A 17,704-nucleotide genomic window follows, 5' to 3' on the forward strand; every position below is an offset into this window, starting at 1 on the left:
AAGAGACCCTAAAGGCGATGGCAGAACGCGATTCTATCTGGCTTACTGCAGATGTTGCTTGCTGAGATCCTCGTTCCGCTTTTCAATTTCTTCCTGAGCCTGAGGCGTCAGGCTGCGGAGAACCTCCAGCAGCTTCGCCGGATCGAATGACTCCAATAGATGATCTGCCCCGGGGCACTGAGGAGAAGACGGTCCGATAATGACAATCACAGGGAGGTCCGGCTGAAGCTGCTTAATCGCCTTTGTGACCTCCGCACAACTGATGTCTTCGAGCCCGCTATCGAGCACCACGCCGTGGACGGCCGGAAACCTTTTGAAAGTTTCCAACGCTTCCGCACCGCTGTAGGCCGTCAATACATTGAACTTGGCTGTCTCGATTACGAGCTTGCGGGTAGAGATGCTTCCTGGAAACTCTCGATCAATGACGAGAAAACAGGGTCTGATCATGGATAATTATTTCATGCCAGGAAATGGCCGCCAAGTTACGGTATACGCTCGAATACATCGATAATCGCGCAGTTTGCATATTTTTTGGTTGTAAGCATGTCTAACCCAATGTGCCGCAAAACTGACTTACCTATGACAACGCCGCCCGGCGGGCGTAAGAGGCTTTCTTCGAATGTGGATCGTAAAATTAGCCCTTAATCGGCCCTACACCTTCATCGTGCTGGCGATCCTCATCCTTATCGCGGCCCCGGTAGTCATTCTGCGTACGCCCACAGACATCTTTCCCAACATTGATATTCCGGTCGTCTCCGTGGCATGGAGCTACACCGGCCTCAACCCCGAGGAACTCGAAGGCCGCGTGACCACGCCGTTTGAGAAGGCCGTCACTGCTCTGGTCGACAACGTTCAACACATTGAATCCACCACCGTCCGCGGCTGGGTCGTTGTTAAAATCTATCTCCAGCCTGGCGCCAGTGTCGACACCGCCAACGCCCAGGTAAGCGCCGTCTCGGAATTCGAGCTCAAGTCGCTGCCTCCTGGCATCCTGCCACCTGAAATCATCAACTTCAGCGCCTCCAGCGTGCCCATCCTCCAGCTTGGCCTCTCCGGCAGAGGACTGTCGGAGCAGCAGCTAAACGATCTAGGCCTCAACTTTGTCCGCCCCCAGCTCATCACGATTCCCGGCGCCATCGTGCCGAACGTCTATGGAGGCAAACAACGCTCCGTCATGATCGACCTCAACCCCAAGCTTCTACAAGCCAAGGGGTTGTCGCCTATCGACGTGCTTAATGCCATGTCCCAGCAGAATGTCGTCCAGCCGGGCGGGACGGCAAAGATCGGCAGGGACGAATACGACATTGTGCTCAACTCATCGCCGCTAACCATCGAAGGGATCAGCAATCTGCCCGTCCGCCAGGTGAACGGGTCAACCGTCTACATCCGCGATGTGGCTACCGTGAACGACGGCAGCATTCCGCAGACTAATATCGTCCGTCAGGACGGCCACCGCGGCGTTCTGCTTAGCGTCCTCAAATCGGGCAAGGCCTCGACCCTCAGCGTGGTCGGCGGAATCCGCGACCTGCTGCCACGTCTCAAAACAACGTTGCCGCCGGAGCTCAACATCCGGCCTATTGGCGACCAGTCGCTCTTCGTCCGTGCCTCCATCCAGGGGGTCATCCGCGAAGCCATCATCGCCGCCGTGCTGACCGGGCTGATGATTCTGCTCTTCCTCGGCAGTTGGCGGAGCACCGTCATCATCGCCGTTTCCATCCCGCTGTCGATCCTCACCTCGATCATCGTTCTCAGCTTCCTCGGCGAGACAATCAATATCATGACGCTCGGCGGTCTCGCCCTCGCCGTCGGTATCCTCGTCGACGACGCCACCGTCACCATCGAAAATATCGAGCGCTATCTCGAAGAAGGGCAGGGCCTCCACGAGGCCATCCTCAACGGCGCCTCTCAGATCGCCGTTCCCGCTCTCGTCTCCACGCTCTGCATCTGCATCGTCTTCCTGCCGATGTTCTTCCTGAGCGGCGTCTCCCGCTTCCTCTTCGTCCCACTTGCCGAAGCCGTCGTCTTCGCCATGCTCGCCTCCTATGTCCTGTCGCGGACCCTGGTGCCCACCATGGCGATGTACCTGCTCAAAGCACATGCCCACGTCGCCGTTCCCTCACGCAATATCTTCTCTCGTTTCCAGCGTGGCTTCGAGCGCGGCTTTGAAGGCATCCGCAGCACCTATCAGGATGTCCTTGGACGCCTCGTTGAGGCTCGACTACTCTTCGTTCCGTTGTTTCTCGTCCTTTGTCTCTGCGCATTCATTCTTCTGCCGTTCCTTGGGCAGAACTTCTTCCCCAGCACCGATAACGGTTCCTTCATCCTGCATGTCCGCGCTAAGAGCGGAACCCGCATCGAAGAGACAGCGCGACTTTGCGATCTGGTCGAACAGTCGATCCGCAGGACAGTCCCCTCGTCGGAGCTGGACAATATCCTCGATAACATCGGCCTTCCCTACAGCCCGATGAACTTCCAGCACGCCACCTCCGGGCTCATCGGCTCAGGGGATGCCGACATCCTCGTCTCGCTCAAAGAGAAACACCATCCGACAGACGACTACGTCCGCTCGCTGAGGGACAAGCTCTCCGGCGAATTTCCCGGCACCATCTTCTACTTCCTGCCATCGGACATCGTTACGCAGATCCTCAACTTCGGTCTGCCGTCCCCCATCGACGTGCAGGTGGAAGGTGCCGACATCACCGGCAACCGCAAAGTCGCCAACGAACTTCTGCGCCAGTTCCGCCAGGTCCCGGGTCTCGTCGATCTGCGCATCCAGCAGCCCGACGACTACCCCACCCTCAGGATCAACGTCGACCGCACCAAGGCCTCGCAGGGCGGCTACACCGAGCGCGATGTCGGCGGCAGTATCGTCAACATCCTCAGCGGAAGCTCGCAGCTTAGCCCTATGTTCTTCCTGAATGCGAAGAACGGAGTCAACTACAGCATCGTCGCCCAGACCCCGGAGTACGACATTCAGTCGCTCAGCGATCTGCGCAACATCCCCATCTCCTCAGCTGGCATGAAGACGCCCGAGATCCTCGCCGACGTCGCCAGCATCCAGCGCGGGACCGAGATGGCTGTGGTGAATCACTACAATCTTCGCCGTGTGCTGGACATCTACGGCAACGTGCAGGACCGTGACCTCGGCTCCATCGCCCGCCAGATCGACAAGATCGTCGCCTCTAGCGAGAAGTCGCTGCCCCGCGGCAGCTTCCTTCGAGTGCGCGGCCAGATCGAAACCATGCGAACCTCCTACATCGGCCTGCTCTCCGGCCTCGGTTTCGCCATCGTTCTGGTCTACCTGCTGATCGTCGTCAACTTTCAGTCCTGGCTCGATCCCTTCATCATCATCACTGCCCTGCCTGCGGCCCTCGCCGGAATCGTCCTCTTCCTCTTCATCACGCATACGACGCTTAGCGTTCCCGCATTGATGGGTGCGATCATGTGCATGGGCGTGGCCACAGCCAACAGCATCCTCGTCGTCTCCTTCGCAAAGGAGCGGCTCGAATACCACGGAGAGGCAATCACCGCCGCGCTCGAAGCTGGAGCCACCCGCTTCCGCCCCGTCATTATGACCGCGCTCGCCATGATCATCGGCATGATTCCCATGGCCCTCGGTCTCGGCGAAGGCGGCGAGCAGAACGCGCCTCTGGGCCGTGCCGTCATCGGTGGCCTCACTTGCGCCACCGTCGCCACGCTGATCTTCGTCCCCGCAGTCTTCGCACTCCTTCATGGCCGACACAAACGCAACCCGGAGCCAGTACCCGGACAGGAATTTCAGGAGCTGGTATGAGTACCGAAATAAATACCGAAACGACCGCCCCATCACACTATCGGCCGACAACGCCCAACCCCACGCCTGAAAAGCGAGGCTTCTCCGCCGGCGTATGGATCACTCTGGCCATCGTCGCCATTGCCCTTGTGGTCGTGATCATTTTCGGCATCGTCTCCCGCTCTTCCGCCGAACACAATCTCGAGAAGCGCACCCAGGCCTCGGCCATCCCGACGGTCAACATCATCCACCCCTCCGCCGCGCCCCTTTCGCCCGAGATCTCCCTTCCGGGAAACACTCAGGCCTACATGGACACTCCCATTTACGCCCGAACCAGCGGCTACCTCAAGCACTGGTACTTCGATATCGGAGCCCATGTTCGCAAAGGTCAGTTGATGGCCGTCATCGAGACCCCTGAACTCGACCAGCAGCTACAGGTCGCCGAGGCCGACCTCAAGAGCACGCAAGCCAACCTCGATCTCGCCAATACCACCGCTGCCCGCTATATCAATCTGCTCAAGACCAACTCCGTCTCCAAACAGGAGACCGACCAGGCGACCGGCGATGAGGCCGCAAAAAAGGCTGCCGTCGACGCCGCTATGGCCAACGTCCGCCGGCTCCAGCAGTTGCAGTCGTTTGAGAAGGTCTACGCCCCCTTCGATGGCATCGTCACCGTCCGCAACACCGATGTCGGCGCTCTGATTGACGCCGGGTCAAGCTCCACGCCTAAAGAGCTCTTCCACCTCGCGGCCATCGACAAGATTCGCGTCTACGTTCCCGTGCCCGAGGCCTATGCGGGTGACATCAAGAATGGTGGTAAGGCTACACTCACGCTCGACCAGTATCCGGGCCAGAAATTTGAAGGAACCATCACTCGCAACTCCAACATGATCGACGCCGCCTCCCGCACCCTTAATGTCGAGGTCGACGTCGACAATCCCAAAGGCCTGCTCCTTCCCGGCGCCTACGTCTTCGTCCACTTCAAAGTGCCAGAACGCATCGCCAACCTCACCATCCCCTCAAACACGCTCCTCTTCCGCAGCGAGGGCCTGCGCGTCGGTGTCGTCCGCGACGGTAAGGTCGATCTCGTGCCGATCACGATCACGCACGACGCGGGTCAGGTCGTCGAAGTCGCCGCCTCCGACCTCAAGCCAACCGACGAGGTCATTCTCGATCCCTCCGACTCCCTCATCGACGGCCAGCAGGTCCACGTCAGTCAGCAGAAACAGGCGGGTGAATAATGACCCGATCCGCCATCGCGACCTCCAGCCTCGCTTTATTTGGTTCAGCCGCGCTGCTGCTCTCCGGCTGCATGGTCGGCCCCAAGTACGTCAAGCCGACAGTGCCACTTGCACCCACGTACAAGGAAGCCTCGCCCACTTCCAGCAACTTCAAAGAAGACGCCAACTGGCATCCTGCCCAGCCCGCCGACACTGTTCTCCGCGGAGACTGGTGGACGATCTTCGGCGACGACCAACTCAACCAGCTTGAGCCAAAGATCGCCACGGAAAATCAAAACCTCAAGGCAGCCGAAGCCCGTTTCCGCCAGGCTCGCGCGCTCATTCAGTACAACCGCTCCAGCCTCTCCCCCACCCTCGGCGTCTCGCCCTTTGCAGGCGGTCTGCGCGACTCCAGCAATCGTCCCTATTTCAACGCCGCTAACGGCAATAACAACGCCGCCGACCTTCAGCTCCCTCTCGACCTCAACTACGAGATCGACCTGTGGGGCCGCATCCGCCATGGCGTCAACGCCTCCCGCGAAGAGGCTCAGGCCAGTGCCGCCGACATGCAGACGGCACTCCTCAGCTTGCAGGCCGAACTCGCCATCGACTACTTCGAGGCGCGCACTGCCGACGCCGAAGAAAAACTCCTCAATGACACCGTCAAGGATTACGAAGATGCCTACCGCATCACCAATAACCGCTTCGTAGGCGGCGTCGCTCCGCAATCCGACGTCGATCAGGCCCGCACCCAACTTGAAGCAGCTCGCGTCGAAGCCAGCGACGTAACTCTGCTACGCGCGCAGTACGAGCACGCTATCGCCGTCCTGCTCGGCCAGGCCCCGGCGACGTTCACCCTCGCCGCAACCCCGCTCCACGCCCGCCCTCCTGCAATTCCCGTGGGCCTTCCCTCCGAGCTTCTTGAGCGCCGACCCGATATCGCCGCCGCCGAACGCCGCGTCGCCGAGGCCAACGACCGCATCGGCATCGCCCGCGCAGCCTACTTTCCCACGCTTTCGCTCAACGCCGCCGCCGGTTACGAATCCACCGCGCTCACCAGCCTGCTCAGCCGCTCCAGCTTCCTCTGGGCCGTCGGACCAACGCTGTCGCAGACCCTCTTCGACGCAGGCCGCCGCCGTTCTGTCTCCGAGCAGGCCAACGCAGCCTACGACGAAACCGTCGCCAACTATCGGCAAACATCGCTCACCGCCTTCCAGCAGGTCGAAGACAACCTCACCGCTCTTCGCGTCCTCAACCGGGAGGCGGCACACCAGCGCCAGGCCACGCAATCGGCACAGAGCGCACAGCAGATCTTCAACAATCGCTACGTCGGCGGCATCGACACCTATCTTCAGGTCGTCACTGCGCAAACCACCGCCCTCGTCAACGAGCGCAACGACATCGACATCATGCGCCGTCAGATGGACGCCAGCGTCCTGCTCATCAAAGCCCTCGGCGGGGGCTGGAACACCACGAATTTACCCAAGCTCTGATAAGAATCTCGGCGAACCCCTTTCTGGTCAGACCACTTTTCTGCTAGCATTGCTGGCCTATGGACTCCTTCAACTCTGCCCGTCGCGATCTCCTCAAGTTTGGCGGAATGGGCCTGGCCGCAGCCGCAGCCACCATGCCTGCCTCTGCCTATGCCGCACCCCAGCCATCGTCCCACTCCACGCCTGGCATCTTTGACGTTCGCACCTATGGGGCCACAGGCGATGGCAAAATCGTCGACACCCCGGCCATTAATCGAGCGATCGAAGCCGCCGCAGCAGCAGGAGGAGGCACAGTTCTCTTCCCTGCCGGAACCTACCTCTGCTTCTCCATTCACCTGAAGAGCTACGTCGACCTTTTTCTCTCGCAGGGCTGCACCATCCTCGCGGCGGCCTCGCCGCTTCCCGGAGAGAGCACCGGCTACAACGGCGGCACCTACGATGCAGCCGAGCCCAACACCAGCTACGACGCCTATCAGGACTACGGGCACAACCACTGGCACAACTCTCTCATATGGGGCGAAGGCATCCACGACTTCAGCATTACCGGCCCGGGTCTCATCTATGGCAAGGGCCTCAGCTTCGGCGCTCGTCGCGTAGCTCGCGGCAACTATCCCATCTACATCGCCGAGCAAGCTGGCGTCGGCAACAAATCCATCTCCCTCAAAAATTGCCGCAACGTCATCCTCCGCGACTTCTCTATTCTCAAGGGCGGTCACTTTGGCCTGCTCCTCACCGGAGTCGACAACCTCACCATCGACAACCTCAAGATCGACACCGATCGCGATGGCATGGACATCGACTGCTGCAAGAACGTTCACGTCTCCAACTGCACCGTCAACTCTCCGTGGGACGACGGCATCTGCCCCAAGTCCAGCTTCGCACTTGGCTACAACCGCGCCACCGAAAACCTCACCATCACCAACTGCTATGTCACCGGAACCTACGAGTTGGGCACCGTGCTCGACGGCACGTTCAAGAAGTTCGCTCCCGGCACGAAGGGCGTAGGTTTCACTGGCCGCATCAAGTGTGGCACCGAATCGAACGGCGGCTTCAAGAACATCACCATCTCAAACTGCGTCTTTGAAGGTTGCCACGGTCTCGCGCTCGAGTCCGAAGACGGCGCCCTTTGCGAAGACATCACTATCTCCAACATCACCCAGCGCGACGTCGTCGAGTCACCCATCTTCTTCCGCCTCGGCGCCCGCCTTCGCGGCCCCAAGGGAACGGGGGACCAAAGCACCGTCGTCGGCACCTTGCAGCGCATCCTCGTCGACAACTTCGTCAGCTTCAACAACAACTCCCGCGTCTGCTCTATCCTCAGCGGCATCCCGGGCTATGCGATCAAGGACATCAAACTCTCGAACATCTACATCCAGCACCAGGGCGGAGATTACGCCGACCTCGTCAACGTCGTCCCGCCCGAAAACGTAGAAAAATACCCCGACCCAGGTATGTTTGGCCCCATGCCCGCGCAGGGGTTCTTCTTCCGCCACGTCAACAACCTCGAGCTAAGCCACGTCGAAGTCGCTCCGATAAAAGCCGACCCGCGCCCATCCTTTTATCTTCAGGACGTCAACCGCGCCGACTTCATCGCTGTCACCGCTCCCACTAATCCTGCTGCCTTCCGCCTCAACAAAGTGACCGACCTGCGCATCCTGCTCAGCAGGGCCGCAAAGGACACTCAGATGGAAAGCGCCGACAACAAGACGCTCTAGCCACAGCAATTTCCAATATCCTGTGAAGCGAAAGAGCACTTCCTCTCGCGAGCACAGCGGGCACTTCGGATTAAAAACTGCAGAAAAAAGACGTATCCAGTTTCAGTGGATACGTCTTTTTATGTCTCGGTAATTCCCTAAGCTTTGCGCCTATTTTGCCGGAGCAGGCTGGCCTACCTTCCGTACGGCCTCGTCGACTACAGCATAGAGAAGCTGGTCGTGATCGGCTTTAGCCTTGGTTTTGATCTCTTCACCAACCTGTTGACCTGCGGCCTGAGACTCAGGGAGAGTGAGATTGCGATTCTGAGCGGAGATCGCAGCCAATTGCTGAACGATGTCGAAGAAGGTGTCCTCGCTCTTGTTAGCAAGGTGCCAGCACTGCGAGACGGTGCACGTGAGAATTTGCTGGTCGGTCCAGGAGTGGGACTCGGGAGCTTCGTTGGCGGCAGGGGTGACGGAGACCGGTGATTGGCCTGGAACAGCGCTTTCGCTCGAAGCCGCTGGAGTAGTAGTGGTTGGGGATGGCGTTTTGGGATTGCAGCCGGCCGTAACCAGAAGAAACGCGGCGAGCGTAAGGGAGGTCAAGCAGGCGGGGAGCGGCTTCGAGATGATCGTTGTCATATTGTTCGGAGTCTTCATAAATCGAGTTCCCTTTCTTTCAGAAGATGGGGTTAGCGGCGTCGATGGTCGTCATAACGATAGTCATTATTGTTGCGCTCGTTGTCCTGGTGGGCCTTGCCCACAACCGCGCCGATGCCAGCGCCAGCCGCGCCGCCGATGAGGGTTCCTTTCAAGCCGCCGCCGAAAAGCGCGCCGAGGAGGGCTCCGCCACCTGCTCCGATGAGCGCTCCCTTGCCGGGTCCGATGCCACCGTGATTACGGTTGCGGTCGTCATAGCGTCGGTTGTCGTTGTACTGGCCACCGCGACCGCCATTCCGTACTCCGTTATAGAAGTTGGAATTCCTGTTGGTCTGGTAGTTCTGACTCCTGTTGTTTTGATCCCTGTTGGTCTGGTAATTTCGATTCTGACCGCTGAGAGGAAGGACCATCGTCAGCATGAGGGGGGCGATGAGTATAGCGTTGCGTATCTTCATCATCCGCAGTTAGATGCTGCTTTCGGTGACCACGGAAAGAGATTTTTTTGAGAACGCTGGCGCCCACCAATTCTTCGATTCGTGGAGAACTCGGGCCAGCTTCCAGGGCACTTCGTCTGGAACAGATCCAGCGAAGTTCTGTTGCAGGACAAGAGTGGCCCACCCCTTAGTCTTCGCGGTACGGGTGGGCCAGTTGCTGATCAGGCATTTATCCGCGACTCGGCTTTCGAGGATTCAACCTGCGGAGCCATTGTGACTCCGAGCTGCTCCATCATCGACATCAGGTTCCAGTGCGCCCATGTTTCGGTAATCCTGGAGTTTTCGATCCGGAAGATGGAAGTGCCGGAGACTGTGGCCTTCCGGTTGGTCGGCGGCATGCCGAGGAATGTTCCGGTGTGAGTTCCGCGGGCTGTCCAGTGAATTACGACCTCGTTTCGTTCGGCGATGGTGTCGTCAATGGCGAACTTGAGGTCGGGGAAGCCCCTGCGGCAGGTCTCGATGTGGGCTTTGATGTTCTCCGCTCCTGAGGTAAGAGAAGGGAACACAGGATCGTGGAAACGACATTTGTCTGCGACAAGTTCGTGGATGCTGTCGAGCTTTCCATGACTCCAGCACTCGTCCATGAACCTGCGTACGATTTGCTTGTTATCGGGTGGTTGCTTGTTGTGTGAGGACATTCGGAATCCCCCTTTCCATGGCTTGGAATTATAGGCCGGTTAGATTCCGGTTTACAGAGGGGGGCTAAAGCTATTGTGGCGTCAGATTTGGGCCACTTGATTGGCAGAATTTCCACAGCAGTGATCTGGCCGTGGGGTTGGAGCCGGTTCGTGGGCAGCACGAAGACCCACCCCACGACGATGAAGCCAGCGTGAAGATGGGTCTTTTGGGTTTTTCCGGGGTTAATTGTGGGTTAGGTTGACTTGTGCTGGTTGAGGGCAGCGCGGACCTTCTCGACGTGGGTGCCGTGGACGCGAATGGCTTCGTGGAGCTGGTCGCCGGTGACTCCGAACTCTTTGGCCCAGTAGGCGATGTCGGAGGACATCTTGGGGTTGATCTCTTTGGGATCGTGGGGGCCCTCGGTGTGTTCTTCGTGGATGGCGTGGGGTTCGTGGACTTTGGGTGCGTCGTGATGCTCAGACATGGGGTGCTTCCTCTTTTCGGTTCTCTTAGGTGGATGAGAAAGCTGATATCGGGGATGTACCCACGGGTCAGTTTCGCGTCCGGTCTCGCCAGCTCCTTGCCTGTGAGAGGTACCCCCTCCCCGTACTCAAGTCTCAAAGCATTCGAATCATGGCACTTAGGCTTGGACTTTGAACGAAAGTCTCGATTTTCCTTGTGCAATTCCGCTAAAGTCCTGATTCCAGGTGAGAAGCTCGGCCTATTCCGGCGTCTCCCCGGTTTTAGCCCTGATTTAATTGTAACGAATGGAGAGGAACTGTTTTGCAATAGCTATGTTGCTGAGGGTCATGGGTTTAGGAGAGATTGGGGCTTGACAGATTTCTTCAGAGGGGATTCTGGAGAAGGGAAAGGGTTCGGATTGCCGGTTGGAAAGGGGCATTCGCACTTTGCGCGAATGCCCACATCTCAAAGCCGAGATATGGGGGCTCCGCCGACGTACCGCTATGCCCCCGCGCCGAAACTTTTAAGTAGAGTTGCAATTTCGCCTTCTATCTCATTTGCCTCATAGAATGAGGCGAGTTTTGGCCCATCAGTTACTTTCTTAAATCTAACCCCAAATTGCTGGCAGGTTTTGTCAAGGAGTATGTCTCCTAATACCAAGTTGATCCACTGACTCTTCCAGTTCCCATCCACAAAGCGTCTCGACTGTTCTAGGACTGGACCGATGGCTGCTTCCTGAGCAGTTAGCTGCTCCCGGAGTCTCACGATTTCGCCTAGAATCTTTCCTTGAGCTTGATCCAGAACATCTTCTGCTGTCCACTCTACCGCTACATGAATACTATTGAGAATGCTATGGGTAGCCCTCTTCATTGTGGAAAGAGGCCTCAGTTGGTCAGCGCTTCTAAGTAGCGCTGCGGTAACTACTTCATCAGTGATCTCAGCATCTGGTTTAATGCCAGAGACAGCTCTTTTGAAGATGATGAATTCCTTGAGCGGTCGTGACTTCACCATGAAGTTTTCGAGTTCACGTCTAGAAAGCATGTGCAGGGAGGCTCGCTCTCCAAGACTCGCTTTCATCTTCAAAATCTCCGCGTCATCACGTTCGTCTTTGTCCAAAACAAACGTGCTTTTCACTTGACGCTTTGAAAGGAAAGAAAATGTTGCTTCGTTGGCAAAATATGAAAAATTTCGTGAGCCACCTATATGTATGAATCCGACATTTGCTTGACTCAAGTCGATTTTGAGACGAGCTGCAAATTCTCTCAGGACCAGCTCGTCACTTAGACCTTCTACAAAAACAAGACGGTCAAACATGAATAGAGAGCTGAGGCGAATGCCTAAGTCTTCTGGAATTTGACGCTCCGCCTCTCCAATTTCAAGCAGTTTTATTTCGCTGGCGGAGGTTTTTTTCGAGACAAAATACACATTTTGTGTACCGGCAAGATCTAAGAAATTAGTCGAGTGAGTAGAAACGAAAACCTGACAAGACTGACTCACCTCCCGGAGATAACGCATCATGTTTGTCTCAAGTGCAGGGTGAAGATGCACCTCCGGTTCTTCAACAAGCAGCAATGTCGGTTTTTTCAGTTCTACATCGAGGATTAAACGTAGAGCTTCCTTTACGCCAGAGCCATTGACCTCTAGCAAAAAATTGTCTACGTCCATTTCTGCTGTTCGCTCGTTCGATTCGTTTGCTCTGCTTTCAAATGCGTCTACTTTGACACCCAGCAGGCCTTCAATCTTCTGTTGAATGTCCTTTAGTGTTTCGGGTCCGCCTCGGGTGACTTTATAGTCTAACAATTGTTTTGCTTCAACTCTGCCAACGGGTTCACGTCTCTCTGCGAGGAACAAACGGCGTGTATTAACGACTCTGTGAAGCAAATCAAGGGCATAGGTTGGAGCAGTCGATTGTTCTCCAGAGAAGGTCTGAAGAAAATTTTTTAGCGGTTCACTTGCATTCTTCTTTGATTCGGAAACCAACTGATTGCGATAGGCAGTTGCAGTTGTCCGAAATTGCAAATAGGAATCAGAGCTTCTGAGTATTTGTTCTATTTCTTGCAAACTACGGGATGACATTTCTATAAGTGAACGCCTCCCAGCCACTCGAAATCTCAAGAAAGCTCTAGTGTCATCCTCATCCTTTTTGATTCGAGTGAAATCATCAGAGTCAAAAGTTTCCAGGAATCTAGATATATCGTTGACGCTCTGATTTGACGCGCTTATCGCACGTTGGCGTGCAACCAACTCCTGTGCCGCTACTGCATTTACATTCAATAGCGTGCGACTAGGTTCGGCGGCAGAGCCTTCTGTCCCAGAAAATTTGATTGACTTTACATACGCATAATTATCAGGCAGCGCAGTAACTGCAACTGAAATTTCAATCAACAGGGAAGAATCGATGGCATCGATCACGTTTTTCAACTGCGGAGCTTCTCTTGCGATCTCCTGCAGCAGGATCCTCCGTTCTTCTTCATCAAGAGCAAAAGCTAATGAAATGATTATCGGTTGATCGAGAATTTGTTTATAGAAATCAATCTTTCTGCCGAAAGGAGGAGCTAAAGAGACTAAACCTTCGCCACCTAGGCATTGAAAGAAGGCTTCTATTGCAAAGAGAGCAGTGGATTTTCCAGAATTATTTTTCCCAATTAGAACATTGAAATCATTGACATTCTTAAGCTGTACCAATTCCGCGCTTCGAAATCTTTCGATTCTCACATCCTGAATATTCATGATTAACCAACCGCAGAAAAAGCGGCCTAAGCATTAAATTTAGAAACAGTTGTTCAGTTGAACCATACTACTGCAGCAGCGTTCCCTCTTCCGGCAGGATTTTGGCTTCTTCCGGAGGGATGACTACGGCGGCGGCTACTTTGTCCTGGTCTTCGAGGTCGAGTAGCTTGACGCCCATCGTGCTGCGGCCTGCGGCTCGGATGCTCTTGGTGTCGATGCGGATGATCTTGCCGAACTGGCTGATGACCATGAGCTCGCTGGTCTCGTCGACGAGGTTGATCTCCGTGACCTTGCCGTTCTTCGTCGATGTCTTGACGTTGATGACGCCCTTGCCGCCGCGGGTCTGGAGGCGGTACTGGTCGACGTCGGTGCGCTTGCCGTAGCCGTTCTCGGTGACCGAGAGGATGAGGCAGGGGGTGAGGCCCAGTTCCTTGTCGAGCTTGTCGAGCTTTGCGGATTTGGCTGCCTCGGCTACGTCTTCGGGGTTGCCGGAGAGGTCGAGCGGAGTGGCGGCTGCGTCGTCGATGGCGGCTTCGAGAGCGTCGGCGAGGCCCTTCTTCTCGGCGAGCTTGCGGCGCTCGGCGTGACGGGCTTCGTTGGAAGGCGTGACCGCTGCTCCGATGACGTAGTCGCCCTTTTTGAGGGAGATGCCGCGGTTACCGGTGGCGGCGCGGCCCATGGGGCGGAGGTCAGTCTCGTTGAAGCGGATGGCCATGCCGTCGTGGGTGGCGAGGAAGATGACCTGCTGGCCGTCGGTGACGCGAGCGGTGATGAGCTCGTCGTCCTTGTCGATGTTGATGGAGATGATGCCGCGGGCCATCACGTTGGAGAAGTCCTTGAGTGCGGTCTTCTTCACCGTCCCATTTCTGGTCGCGAAGAGGATGTACTTGCCCTCTTCCGTGAGGTTGCGGACGGGGAGGATGGTGACGACTTTTTCGCCGGGCTGGAGTGCGACGAGCGAGGCCATGGCCTTGCCCTTGCCTGCGGCGCCGATGTCGGGGACTTCGTACACCTTGAGCCAGTAGACGCGGCCAGTGTTGGTGAAGCAGAGGAGATAGGCGTGCGTCGAGTCGATGATGAGCTGGGCGACGAAGTCCTCTTCGCGGGTCTTCATGCCGAGGCGGCCGGTGCCTCCGCGACGCTGCTGTCTATAGATAGAGATGGGCGTGCGCTTGAGGTAGCCGGTGTTGGAGACGGTGACGGCGACCTGCTCGTCGGCGATGAGGTCTTCGAGCTGAAGCTCGGTGGTCTCGTCGACGATCTGGGTGCGGCGGGGATCGCCGTACTTGTCGCGGATGTCTTCGAGCTCCTTGACGATGACCTTGCGGAGCTTCTTTTCGCTGGCGAGGATGGACTCGAACTCGGCGATATTGCTGCGGACCTCGCCAAGCTCTTTGAGGAGTTCGTCGATGGAGAGCTGGGTGAGGCGATAGAGTTGCAGCTCGAGGATGGCGTCGACCTGTCGGTAGCTGAGGATCAGCGTGCCGGTGGTCGAGAAGGTCATGTCGACGTTGTACTTTGCGGGGTCGAGGGTGACGCCGGCGAGCTCGGTGCCGCGCAGGTTGATCGACTTGCCGCTGAAGTATTGGAAGAGGCGCTCGCGAGCTTCGGGGCGGCTGCCGGACTGGCGGATGATCTTGATGACGTTATCGAGGTGGTCGAGCGCGATCTGGTAGCCGAGCAGGATGTGCTCGCGGTCGCGGGCCTTGCCGAGGAGGAAGGCAGTCCGGCGGCGGACGACTTCGACGCGGTGGTCGAGGAAGGCGCGGATGGCCTGGTCGAGCGGCATGACCTTCGGCTGGCCGTTGTGGACGGCGAGGAAGATCATGGAGAAGCTCTCCTGCATTTGAGTGTGCTTGTAGAGCTGATTGAGTACGATCTGCGACTCGGCTCCGCGCTTGAGGCCGATGTGGATGCGCATGCCGTCGCGGTCGGACTCGTCGCGGAACTCGTCGCGGGCGATCTCGGTGATGACGCCGTCGTTGACCAGTTCGGCGATGCGCTCGATGAGCTTGGACTTGTTGACCTGGTAGGGGATCTCGGTGACGATGATAGCCTGACGTCCGCCGGAGATGTTCTCGATGCTGCACTTGGCGCGCATGATGAAGCGGCCACGGCCAGTCTTGTAGGTCTGCGCGATGCCGGTGCGGCCGTAGAGATAGCCGCCGGTTGGGAAGTCAGGGCCTTTGACGTGCTCAAGCACGGCGTCGATGCCGGCGTGGGGATCGTTGAGCAGGGTGATGCAGGCGTTGACGACTTCGGTGAGGTTATGCGGCGGGATGTTGGTCGCCATGCCGACGGCGATGCCACCCGACCCGTTGACGATGAGGTTGGGGATGCGTGCGGGCAGGACGGTCGGCTCGAGCGTGGACTCGTCGTAGTTGGGGGTGAAGTCTACGGTGTCGGAGTCGATGTCGGCGAGCATCTCGCCAGCGATGCGGGTCATGCGCGACTCGGTGTAACGCATGGCGGCGGGCGGGTCACCGTCGACGGAGCCGAAGTTGCCCTGGCCATCGACCAGCGGGTAGCGGAGGGCGAAGGGCTGGGCCATGCGGACCATGGTGTCGTAGATGGAGGCGTCGCCGTGGGGATGGTAGTTACCCATGACGTGGCCGACGACCTTGGCCGACTTGGTGTACTTTTTGTTGAACTGGAGGCCCATCTCCTGCATGCCGTAGAGGACGCGGCGATGGACGGGCTTGAGGCCGTCACGGACGTCGGGCAGGGCGCGGCCGATGATGACCGACATCGAGTAGTCGAGGTACGAGCGGCGCATCTCGTCTTCGATATTGATCGAGAGCATGAAAGCGGCACCGCGTCCCTGGACGGTGCTGGGGGGAGGACCATCGGGGGGAGTGCTGGGGGAGTCGGAGTTGGGGCCTAGCGGGAGCTGGGGATTCTGATCATCTGCCATGGTTTATCTCTCTATTATAGAGGGTTTGGCGAGTGGGCGACAGGTGTCCGTATAGCGCGGGATCGAAGGCAGAGTCGGGGTTTTGGCATTTCCGAACGATTTAGGACAAAACACAATGGATCGCCTAATGAGCCCCTCTAGCCTCGATAGGCCGCAAACGAACTAAGCATATCGAAACAAAGGAGATAATCACTTGAACGCAGTTCCCAATTAGCTTTGCAAGAAATATTGAGGATGCGCCCCTTTTGAACTATCCGGCAAATGCCTTTTGAGCGGCTGCCAGAGCCAGATCGACTTCTGCCTGTCCATGCGCCATCGACACAAAGGCTGCTTCAAATTGTGACGGTGGCAACCAGATGCCGGACTCCATCATGGAGCGGTGGAAGCGGCCAAAGGCTTCGGTGTCAGAGGTTGCGGCGGAGGTGAAATCCGTCACCGGGTTGGAGGTAAAGAACCAGGTGAACATCGATCCGACCCGGTTGACCGTGAGAGGAACGCCTGCTTGCCGGGCAATCCGGGCGACACCGTCGGCGATTGCGGCGGTGGTTTTTTCGAGCGCGGGATAGATGGTTCCCTTTTTTGCGATCAGTTCGCGCAGGGTTGCGATCCCTGCGGCCATCGCGAGGGGGTTTCCGCTGAGGGTGCCTGCCTGATAGACCGGGCCGAGCGGCGCGAGGAAGTCCATCACGTCGGCCCGCCCGCCGAAGGCGCCGCAGGGCAGGCCTCCGCCGATGATCTTGCCCAGCGTGGTCAGGTCGGGGGTGACGCCATAGAGCTGCTGCGCTCCGCCGAGCGAGAGTCGGAAGCCAGTCATCACCTCGTCGAGGATGAGGAGAGCGCCGTGCTCCTTTGTCAGCGCCCGCAGGCCTTCGAGATAGCCTGCTGCTGGCTGGATGGTTCCAGCGTTGCCTACGACTGGCTCCACAATGATGCAGGCGATTGCGCCGGGGTAGGCCGCGAACGCCGCCTCGACCGCTGCCAGATCGTTGAAGGGGAGAGCCAGCGTGTGCTGTGCCGTCTCCGCCGGGACGCCTGCCGAACCGGGAATGCCCAGCGTCGCAACACCGGAGCCAGCCTTGACCAGCATGGCGTCGGAGTGACCGTGATAGCAGCCCTCGAACTTGATGATGAAATTGCGCCCGGTAAAGCCGCGCGCCAGCCGGATGGCGGACATGCAGGCCTCGGTGCCGGAGCTGACGAAGCGCAGCTTTTCGACCGAGGGAAAGCACTGCGTAACCAGTTCGGCCAGGTCGGCCTCTGCCGCCGTGGATGCGCCAAAGCTGGCTCCCCGCGCTGCCGCCTGCTGAATGGCTTCGACCACAGGCGGAAAGGCGTGGCCGAGGATCATCGGGCCCCACGAACCGAAGAAGTCGAGGTAGCGGTTGCCGTCGGCGTCGAAAAGGTATGCGCCTTCAGCATGAGTCACGAATGGAGGTTCGCCGCCGACGGCGCGAAAGGCGCGGACTGGGGAGTCGACGCCTCCGGGAAGGAGTTTTTCGGCGCGTTGTTGCAGCTGGCGGGAGCGGGTGTGAAGTTGAGGCATCTGGTTCAGTATAAAAGCGCTGGCGCCGGCTGCGATCTATTGCCAGACAAGAGCAATCCTCGACGCCGCGAAGAAAGGCGTTTCTACAAGCAATTATCCTCATC

Annotated in this window: 12 protein-coding genes; 4 read left to right on the forward strand and 8 right to left on the reverse strand. The window is 57.9% G+C overall.

The features are described from left to right. Nucleotides 1-42 precede the first annotated feature (42 nt). Nucleotides 43-447 carry a response regulator gene (locus tag P4G45_RS15205; RefSeq protein WP_348267326.1) on the reverse strand — a complete coding sequence of 135 codons (405 nt, stop codon included), beginning with the start codon at nt 445-447 and terminating at the stop codon, nt 43-45. 172 nt (nt 448-619) lie between these two features. Here P4G45_RS15205 and P4G45_RS15210 point away from each other — a divergent pair, with 172 nt between their 5' ends. The 4 genes from P4G45_RS15210 to P4G45_RS15225 are packed head-to-tail and all read left to right on the forward strand — an operon-like array spanning nt 620 to nt 8,200. Continuing rightward, a complete protein-coding gene (locus P4G45_RS15210) occupies nt 620-3,793 on the forward strand; it encodes an efflux RND transporter permease subunit (RefSeq protein WP_348267327.1) in 3,174 nt (1,057 codons plus the stop codon). Continuing rightward, complete coding sequence (locus tag P4G45_RS15215; protein WP_348267328.1) at nt 3,790-5,013, forward strand: efflux RND transporter periplasmic adaptor subunit; 1,224 nt, start codon at nt 3,790-3,792, stop codon at nt 5,011-5,013. The genes P4G45_RS15210 and P4G45_RS15215 overlap by 4 nt, the downstream gene beginning before the upstream one ends. After that, on the forward strand, nt 5,013-6,485 hold the full coding sequence (locus tag P4G45_RS15220) for an efflux transporter outer membrane subunit (RefSeq protein ID WP_348267329.1): 1,473 nt from the start codon (nt 5,013-5,015) through the stop codon (nt 6,483-6,485). The genes P4G45_RS15215 and P4G45_RS15220 overlap by 1 nt, the downstream gene beginning before the upstream one ends. A 59-nt stretch (nt 6,486-6,544) precedes the next feature. Next, nucleotides 6,545-8,200 carry a glycoside hydrolase family 28 protein gene (locus tag P4G45_RS15225; protein ID WP_348267330.1) on the forward strand — a complete coding sequence of 552 codons (1,656 nt, stop codon included), beginning with the start codon at nt 6,545-6,547 and terminating at the stop codon, nt 8,198-8,200. A gap of 150 nt (nt 8,201-8,350) precedes the next feature. On the opposite strand, the gene P4G45_RS15230 is transcribed toward P4G45_RS15225, so the two are convergent. The 7 genes from P4G45_RS15230 to hemL form a co-directional block, all read right to left on the reverse strand. Continuing rightward, nucleotides 8,351-8,839 carry a hypothetical protein gene (locus tag P4G45_RS15230; protein ID WP_348267331.1) on the reverse strand — a complete coding sequence of 163 codons (489 nt, stop codon included), beginning with the start codon at nt 8,837-8,839 and terminating at the stop codon, nt 8,351-8,353. Between the two features lie 32 nt (nt 8,840-8,871). Continuing rightward, entirely contained in the window at nt 8,872-9,297 is a 426-nt protein-coding gene (locus tag P4G45_RS15235; protein WP_348267332.1) for a hypothetical protein, read from the reverse strand. 197 nt (nt 9,298-9,494) lie between these two features. Beyond that, nucleotides 9,495-9,971, reverse strand: a complete 477-nt coding sequence (locus P4G45_RS15240; RefSeq protein ID WP_348267333.1) for an ester cyclase — start codon at nt 9,969-9,971, stop codon at nt 9,495-9,497. 233 nt (nt 9,972-10,204) lie between these two features. Then, complete coding sequence (locus P4G45_RS15245; protein ID WP_348267334.1) at nt 10,205-10,435, reverse strand: DUF3606 domain-containing protein; 231 nt, start codon at nt 10,433-10,435, stop codon at nt 10,205-10,207. A gap of 479 nt (nt 10,436-10,914) precedes the next feature. Continuing rightward, entirely contained in the window at nt 10,915-13,143 is a 2,229-nt protein-coding gene (locus tag P4G45_RS15250; protein WP_348267335.1) for an AAA family ATPase, read from the reverse strand. Nucleotides 13,144-13,210: 67 nt separating this feature from the next. After that, nucleotides 13,211-16,057, reverse strand: a complete 2,847-nt coding sequence (gene gyrA / locus P4G45_RS15255) for a DNA gyrase subunit A (protein WP_348267336.1) — start codon at nt 16,055-16,057, stop codon at nt 13,211-13,213. Nucleotides 16,058-16,307: 250 nt separating this feature from the next. Continuing rightward, the gene (hemL, locus tag P4G45_RS15260) at nt 16,308-17,600 is read right to left on the reverse strand and encodes a glutamate-1-semialdehyde 2,1-aminomutase (protein WP_348267337.1); all 1,293 of its coding nucleotides are present in this window, start codon (nt 17,598-17,600) and stop codon (nt 16,308-16,310) included. Nucleotides 17,601-17,704: the final 104 nt, after the last annotated feature.

Source organism: Edaphobacter paludis (genome assembly GCF_039993895.1).
Lineage (GTDB): Bacteria > Acidobacteriota > Terriglobia > Terriglobales > Acidobacteriaceae > Edaphobacter > Edaphobacter paludis.